The following is a 6,056-nucleotide window of genomic DNA, read 5'->3' as shown; positions in this document are numbered from 1 at the left end:
GCCCTGCGCCGTACGGTAGGCCGTCGGTTCCCGGCGGGGCGGAGGTGCGCGGTGGAGCGCTCGGCGATACGGACCCGGCGGCGACTGCGCCTGCCGGGCATGCTGGAGCGGCTGCTCGGCCGCCCGGCCGACCCGGCGGCCCCGCCGGCCGGCCGACGGTCCAATCCGGACGCGGTGGTGGACTGCGCCGTCTACGTCAACGGCCGGCGCGAGCCGGGACGACCACACTACGCCGACGCCTACGCGCGCAGCCGGCGCAATCGGCGGTCGTTCGTCTGGCTGGGACTGCACGATCCGGGTGCGGCGGTGATGGCGGCGGTCGGCCGGACCTTCGGCCTGGACGAGCTGAGCGTGGAGCAGGCCCTCGCCGACGGCCACCGCCCCACCGTGCAGCAGCACGGCAACGTCACCCTGCTGGTGCTGCGCACCGCGGGCTACGTGGAGCACACCGAGCTGACCGAGACCTCCGAGGTGATCGACACCGGCGACGTGATGGTCTTCCTCGGCGACCGGTTCGTCATCACCGTCCGGCACGGCGCGTCCGGCGCGCTGACCTCCGTGCGGGAGGAGATCCAGCGCCGGCCGGGCGTGCTGGCCGAGGGGCCGTGGGCGGTGGCGTACGCCGTCTGTGCCCGCATGGTGGACCTCTACCTGGAGGTCGCGGGGCACCTGGAGAAGGACCTGGAACGGGTCGAGGAGAGCGTCTTCGCCCGCGACCGCAGCGCGGACATCCAGCAGATCTACCAGCTCAAGCGGGAGGTGGTGGAGTTCAAGCGGGCGGTGCTGCCGTTGCCGGCGCCGCTACGGACGCTCATCGAGCAGCGGGCCGGCGGCCCGCCCCCGGCGCTGCACCGCTGGTTCGTCGACGTGGAGGGACGGCTGACCCGGGCGGTGGACCGGATCGCCGCCTACGACGACCTGCTCAACTCGATCCTGCAGTCCCGGCTGGCGCAGCTCGCCGTGGACCAGAACAACGACATGCGCAAGATCGCGGCCTGGGCGGCCATCGCCGCCACGCAGACCGCGGTGGCCGGCATCTACGGCATGAACTTCACCCACATGCCCGAACTGGGCTGGCGGTACGGCTACCCGGCGGCACTGCTGGTGATGGCCCTCGCCGGGCTCACCCTGTACCGGCTGTTCCGCCGCTCCGGCTGGCTCTGACCCGCTCCCCCGCCGGCCGCGCGCGTGGTCCAGCGACGCCGGCGCGCCCGCCGGCATGGCGTATGAGCGGCTGGCCGCCATCGCGCAGGGCAAGGCGCTGCACGAGAGCAACTGGCAGATCTTCCTGCGCGGGGTCGGCTGCAACTGGCTGGTCTGCCTCGGCGTGTGGCTGGCGCTGGCCGCCGACAACGTCTCCGGCAAGATCCTCGGCATCTTCTTCCCGATCATGGCGTTCGTGGCGATGGGCTTCGACCACGTGGTGGCGAACATGTTCTTCCTGCCCGCGGCGATCTGGGCGGGAGTGCCGGACCTGGGCTGGCTGGACGTGCTCAACAACTGGCTCTTCACGTTCCTCGGCAACCTGGTCGGCGCGGTGGTCTTCGTGGCCACCTCCTACTGGTACCTGTTCCTCAAGGACGAACCGAAGGTCGTGCCGGAGCAGCGCCGGGAGGAGGTCTGACGGCGGCCCGGCTACCCTCGCCACTGTGATGTGGAAGCGGTACGTCGCGATCGGCGACAGCACCACGGAGGGGCTGGACGACCCGGACGGCAACGGCGGCTACCGGGGCTGGGCGGACCGGTTCGCCCTCGCGGTGGCCCGGGCGCAGGGCGGCCTGGAGTACGCCAACCTGGCCATCCGCGGTCGCACCACCGGGCGGATCCGGGACGAGCAACTGCCGGCCGCGCTGGCGCTGGCACCGGACCTGTGCACGGTGGTGGCCGGGATGAACGACGTGCTCCGGCCGTCGTTCGACCCCGACCGGGTGGCCGAGGACGTGGGCGCGATGCAGCGGGCGCTGGTCGGTCAGGGGGCCACCGTGCTGACCTTCACGCTGCCCGACCCGGCGCCGGTGATGCCGCTGGCCCGACCGCTGCGCGGCCGGGTGGTGGCGCTGAACGCCGCCGTGCGGGCGGTCACCGTCGAGACCGGCGCGACCCTGCTCGACCTGGGCGCGCACCCGGTCGCCTCCGACCCCCGGCTGTGGAGCGATGACCGGCTGCACGCCAACAGCGCCGGCCACGAGCGGATCGCGGCGGCGCTCGCGCACACCGTCGGCCTGCCCGGCTACGACGACTCCTGGTCGCACCCGCTACCGGTGGCCGTCCGCCGGCCCCGGCACGAGGTGATCCGCGCCGAGCTGGCCTGGACCCGGCGGCACCTGCTGCCCTGGCTGGCCCGGCACCTGCGCGGTCGCTCCTCGGGCGACGACCGGGTGGCCAAGCGCCCGGTGCCCCTGCCGGTCGAGCTGCCCGGCTCATGACCGGGCCACGCCGCGCCGAAGGAACCCCGGGCAGCGGTGCCGCAGCGATGCGGGCACCGGACGGTGTGGCCACGCTGCGCGGTGCCGCCGACGTGGATACGTTGGCCGGATGCGGATGCCCCTGCTCGCCGGCGCCCTGGCCGGAGTGTTGCTCGTGACGCTCGGCGGCTGCGGCAGCGACGACGAGGCGTACGCCCCGTTGCGCCACCCGTTCCGGGGCGCGACGCTGCTGCTGGACGCGGACAGCCCGGCGGCGCAGTGGCAGCGCCGGCACGACGCCGCCTGGCTCGACCCGATCACCCGCACCCCGCAGGCCCGCTGGCTGACCGGCCCGGAAGACCTGACCGAGGTGGCCGATGGGCTGGCCGACGCCCGCCGAGAGGGCGGCCTGCCGGTGCTGGTGGTCTACGACATCCCGAACCTCGACTGCGCCGGCGGCGGCGCCCGGGACGGGCGAGCGTACGCGCGCTTCATCGACCAGGTGGTGGAGGCGCTCGGCGACAGCCGGGCGGCGGTGATCCTGGAACCGGACGCGGTCGCCGCGGAGTGCTTCGACGACGAACGGGCGGACCTGCTCGCCGACGCCGTCCGGCTGCTCGCCGACGCCGGCCAGTACGTCTACCTCGACGCCGGGCATTCGCGCTGGCGCGGTCCAGAGGAGACCGCGGAGCGGCTGCGCCGGGCCGGCGTCGCCCGGGCCGAGGGCTTCTCGGTGAACGTGTCCAACCGGCAGTCCACCGCCGACAGTCACCGCTGGGGGCTGGCCGTCTCCGGCCTGGTCGGCGGCCGGGAGATGGTGATCGACACGTCCCGCAACGGGCTGCCGGCGCCGCCGGACGACCAGTGGTGCAATGCCACGCCGCAGGCGCTGGGCGTACCGCCGACCACCGACCCCGGGCTGGAGCGGGTGGCGGCGTTGCTGTGGATCAAGAGCCCCGGCGAGTCGGACGGGCCGTGCGGGCGGGGTGAGCCCGACGCCGGGGTTTTCTCCCCGGCGCAGGCCCGCGCCCTGATCGCCGACGCGCCGTGGCTGCCCGCGTCGGCCCGGGAAGCGGCGCGGGCAGCCTCGGCGCCGGTGACCTGACCGGCGTGCCGGTCAGGTCGCGGTCGGCTGGGCGGCCACCTCCCCGGTCCGGCGCAGCTTCTGCCACTTCAGCGCACCCCCGCTCAGCGCGGTGACCACGGAGTGCACCAGGACCAGGTACATCACCTGGCGGTAGACGAACTGCTGCAACGGGAGCGCCCAGAGCGGCCGCAGCGGTTCCCGGTCGAGCCGGAACGCGAGGATCGCCGTGATCACCTGGATGGCGAGGAGCGCCAGCCAGGCCACGGCCGTCTCCAGCCGGTCGAGGAAGAACAGCCCGTAGACGGCGAAGATGTCGACCACCGGCGCGAGCAGCGGCAGCACCACCGAGAAGAGGGCGATGAACGGCAGACCACGTCGGCCGAAGCGACCCGACGGGCCGCGTTCGATGATCGACCGCCGGTGCCGCCAGAGCGCCTGCATGGTGCCGTAGCTCCACCGGTACCGCTGCCGCCACAGCTCGGGCAGGGTGCTCGGCGCCTCGGTGCGGGCGACCGCGGTCTCCTCGTACACCACCCGCCAGCCGGCGCGGTGGATGCCCATGGTGAGGTCGGTGTCCTCGGCCAGCGTGGCCCGGCTGAGCCCGCCGGCGGCCTGGACCGCCTCCCGGCGGAACGCGCCGAGGGCGCCGGGGACGGTGGGCATGCAGTGCAGGGTGTCGTAGAGCCGCCGGTCGAGGCTGAACCCGATGACGTACTCGATGTGCTGCCAGCGGCCGATCAGCCGGCGCCGGTTGCCGACCTTCACGTTGCCGGCGACCGCGCCGAACCGCGGGTCGGCGAAGGGCTGCACCAGGCGGTGGATGGCGTCCGGCTCCACCACGGTGTCGGCGTCGACCATGACGAGCAGGTCGTGCCGGGCGAGCGCCACGCCGGCGTTGAGGGCGGCGGCCTTGCCCCCGCCCGGGACCCGGACCACCCGCACGTTGGGCAGGCCGAGCCGTTCCACCTCGTCGGCGGTGCCGTCGTCGGACTCGTCGTCGACGACGAGGACCTCGATCTCGGGATGGGTGCCGGTGGCGAGGCTGCGCACGGCCGCGGCGATGGTCTCGCGTTCGTTGTAGGCCGGCACGATGACCGTGACCGGCGCGTTCATCCGGTCACCCCACGACCAGGTCGGGGCGCGGCGGCGTCGGGCGTGCCGGACGGCGTAGCCGAAGAGCAGCAGGGTGCGGGCGAGGGTGAGCAGGCCGACGACGATCAGGAGCAGCCACAGTCCGCGTACCGTGCCGTCGGCGATCCGCACCGCCCAGGCGAGCAGGCCACCCTGGATCTTGTCCCCGACGCCGGCCGGGGCGGCGGCGGGCCAGCCCAGCCCCTCCGAGATGGTGGTGAAGCGGTAGCCCCGGGCCTGCATCTCGGGGATGAAGCGGTCCAGGGCGGCCACGGTCTGGGAGCGCTCGCCGCCGCTGTCGTGCAGCAGGACGACGGCTCCCCGGTCGCCCTTCGGGGTGGCGTTGCGCACGATGGCGTTCGTCCCCGGCCGGGCCCAGTCCCGGCTGTCGGTGTCCTCGAAGACGGAGACGTAGCCCCACCGGCCGGTGTCGCGGATGATCGGCCAGTCGGAGTCGTCCACCGCGTCCACCCCACTGGAGTACGGCAGCCGGGCGAGTGGGGCGGTGACCCCGGTGGTGTAGCCGATGACCGCCTCGGTCTGCGAATACTCCAGCCGGCGCCGCCAGGACGGCACGTTCGTCAGCTCAGGGTGGGTGAAGGTGTGGACGCCCAGCTCGTGACCCTCGCGGACCATCCGGCGGGTGATCTCCGGGTACCGGCTCACCTGGGAGCCGAGGACGAAGAAGGTGGCCGGCACGTGGTGGCGGCTCAGCACGTCGAGGACCTTCGGCGTCCAGATCGGATCGGGACCGTCGTCGAAGGTCAGCGCGATCGTCTTCGCCGGCATCCGCCGCGCGTCGACCCGACCGCTGCGCAAGTCGACGACGGTGCCGCCGTTCCGGACGGCGGCCGGCACCGACTTGGCGCCGGCCGGCCCCCGGCGCTGGTTGTCCGGAGTGAACCGGGCGTTGGCGTACGCACCGACGGCGAGCACGTTGAGCAGGATGAAGGTCGCCACCGCGGCGAAGAGCCACCGTCGCCGGGCCCGGCGCCGGCGGCCGGTCTCCTCGGGCGGGAGGACGGTGAGGTGGGTGTCGCCGACCCGGCGCCGGCTGCGCCAGACCGCCATCAGGCGGCCATCCGCAGCCCGAGGGCGTCCATGCCCTGGCTGACCCAGAGCGCCACGATCAGCAGCAGGGCCAGCAGCACCACGGCGGAGACGACGCGGCGCAGCACCTGGGCCCGCCGTCCGGAGCGGTCCACGAAGATGGCCGCGGTGACGTCGGGGGCCTGCATCATCTGCGTGGCGTCGGCGCCGCCGGGCGGGTCCGGTGGGGTCGCCACTCCCCTGGCCGGCCCGACCTCGGCCGCCCCGGGTGCCGCGCCTGCTGTCCCTGGTGGTCCCGCTGGCGATGGTCCTCCGGGTGGCACCGCCGTTCGTACCGGCAGCGGCGGAGTGGCCGGGTCGCCGGCGTCGGACGGACCGGCCTC

The 6,056-nt window shown here is 74.2% G+C and carries 6 protein-coding genes; 4 read left to right on the top strand and 2 right to left on the bottom strand.

Features of this window, described 5'->3' with window-relative positions; translation table 11 throughout:
- Positions 1-99: 99 nt before the first annotated feature.
- The 4 genes from DKL51_RS03025 to DKL51_RS03010 all read left to right on the top strand — a co-directional run bounded on the left by DKL51_RS03025 (position 100) and on the right by DKL51_RS03010 (position 3,510).
- Positions 100-1,164: a magnesium and cobalt transport protein CorA gene (locus DKL51_RS03025; protein ID WP_124811695.1), complete on the top strand. Its 1,065-nt coding sequence runs from the start codon at positions 100-102 to the stop codon at positions 1,162-1,164.
- Positions 1,165-1,219: 55 nt separating this feature from the next.
- Positions 1,220-1,624, top strand: coding sequence for a formate/nitrite transporter family protein (locus tag DKL51_RS03020; protein ID WP_260428354.1), 405 nt, complete (start codon positions 1,220-1,222; stop codon positions 1,622-1,624).
- A gap of 28 nt (positions 1,625-1,652) precedes the next feature.
- Positions 1,653-2,426 (top strand): SGNH/GDSL hydrolase family protein, encoded by a 774-nt coding sequence (locus DKL51_RS03015; RefSeq protein ID WP_124811694.1) that lies wholly within the window; start codon positions 1,653-1,655, stop codon positions 2,424-2,426.
- A 109-nt stretch (positions 2,427-2,535) separates the two neighbouring features.
- The gene (locus tag DKL51_RS03010; RefSeq protein ID WP_124811693.1) at positions 2,536-3,510 is read left to right on the top strand and encodes a glycoside hydrolase family 6 protein; all 975 of its coding nucleotides are present in this window, start codon (positions 2,536-2,538) and stop codon (positions 3,508-3,510) included.
- Positions 3,511-3,522: 12 nt separating this feature from the next.
- Here DKL51_RS03010 and DKL51_RS03005 read toward each other — a convergent pair whose 3' ends face one another.
- Complete coding sequence (locus DKL51_RS03005) at positions 3,523-5,694, bottom strand: bifunctional polysaccharide deacetylase/glycosyltransferase family 2 protein (RefSeq protein ID WP_124811692.1); 2,172 nt, start codon at positions 5,692-5,694, stop codon at positions 3,523-3,525.
- Positions 5,694-6,056, bottom strand: a 363-nt coding sequence (locus tag DKL51_RS35555; RefSeq protein WP_221623121.1) for a hypothetical protein, incomplete at its 5' end; no start/stop codon positions are given. The genes DKL51_RS35555 and DKL51_RS03005, both read right to left, overlap by 1 nt.

It is taken from the genome of Micromonospora globispora (assembly GCF_003857015.1).
Taxonomy (GTDB): domain Bacteria; phylum Actinomycetota; class Actinomycetes; order Mycobacteriales; family Micromonosporaceae; genus Micromonospora; species Micromonospora globispora.
The sequence above is the reverse complement of the archived record's forward strand: the minus strand, read 5'-3'. Positions and strand labels throughout refer to the sequence as shown.

Coding starts and splice junctions, on each gene's coding strand:
- DKL51_RS03025 (WP_124811695.1), top strand. CDS start 100: ATGCTGGAGCGGCTGCTCGGCCGCCCGGCCGACCCGGCGGCCCCGCCG.
- DKL51_RS03020 (WP_260428354.1), top strand. CDS start 1,220: ATGGCGTATGAGCGGCTGGCCGCCATCGCGCAGGGCAAGGCGCTGCAC.
- DKL51_RS03015 (WP_124811694.1), top strand. CDS start 1,653: ATGTGGAAGCGGTACGTCGCGATCGGCGACAGCACCACGGAGGGGCTG.
- DKL51_RS03010 (WP_124811693.1), top strand. CDS start 2,536: ATGCGGATGCCCCTGCTCGCCGGCGCCCTGGCCGGAGTGTTGCTCGTG.
- DKL51_RS03005 (WP_124811692.1), bottom strand. CDS start 5,694: ATGGCGGTCTGGCGCAGCCGGCGCCGGGTCGGCGACACCCACCTCACC.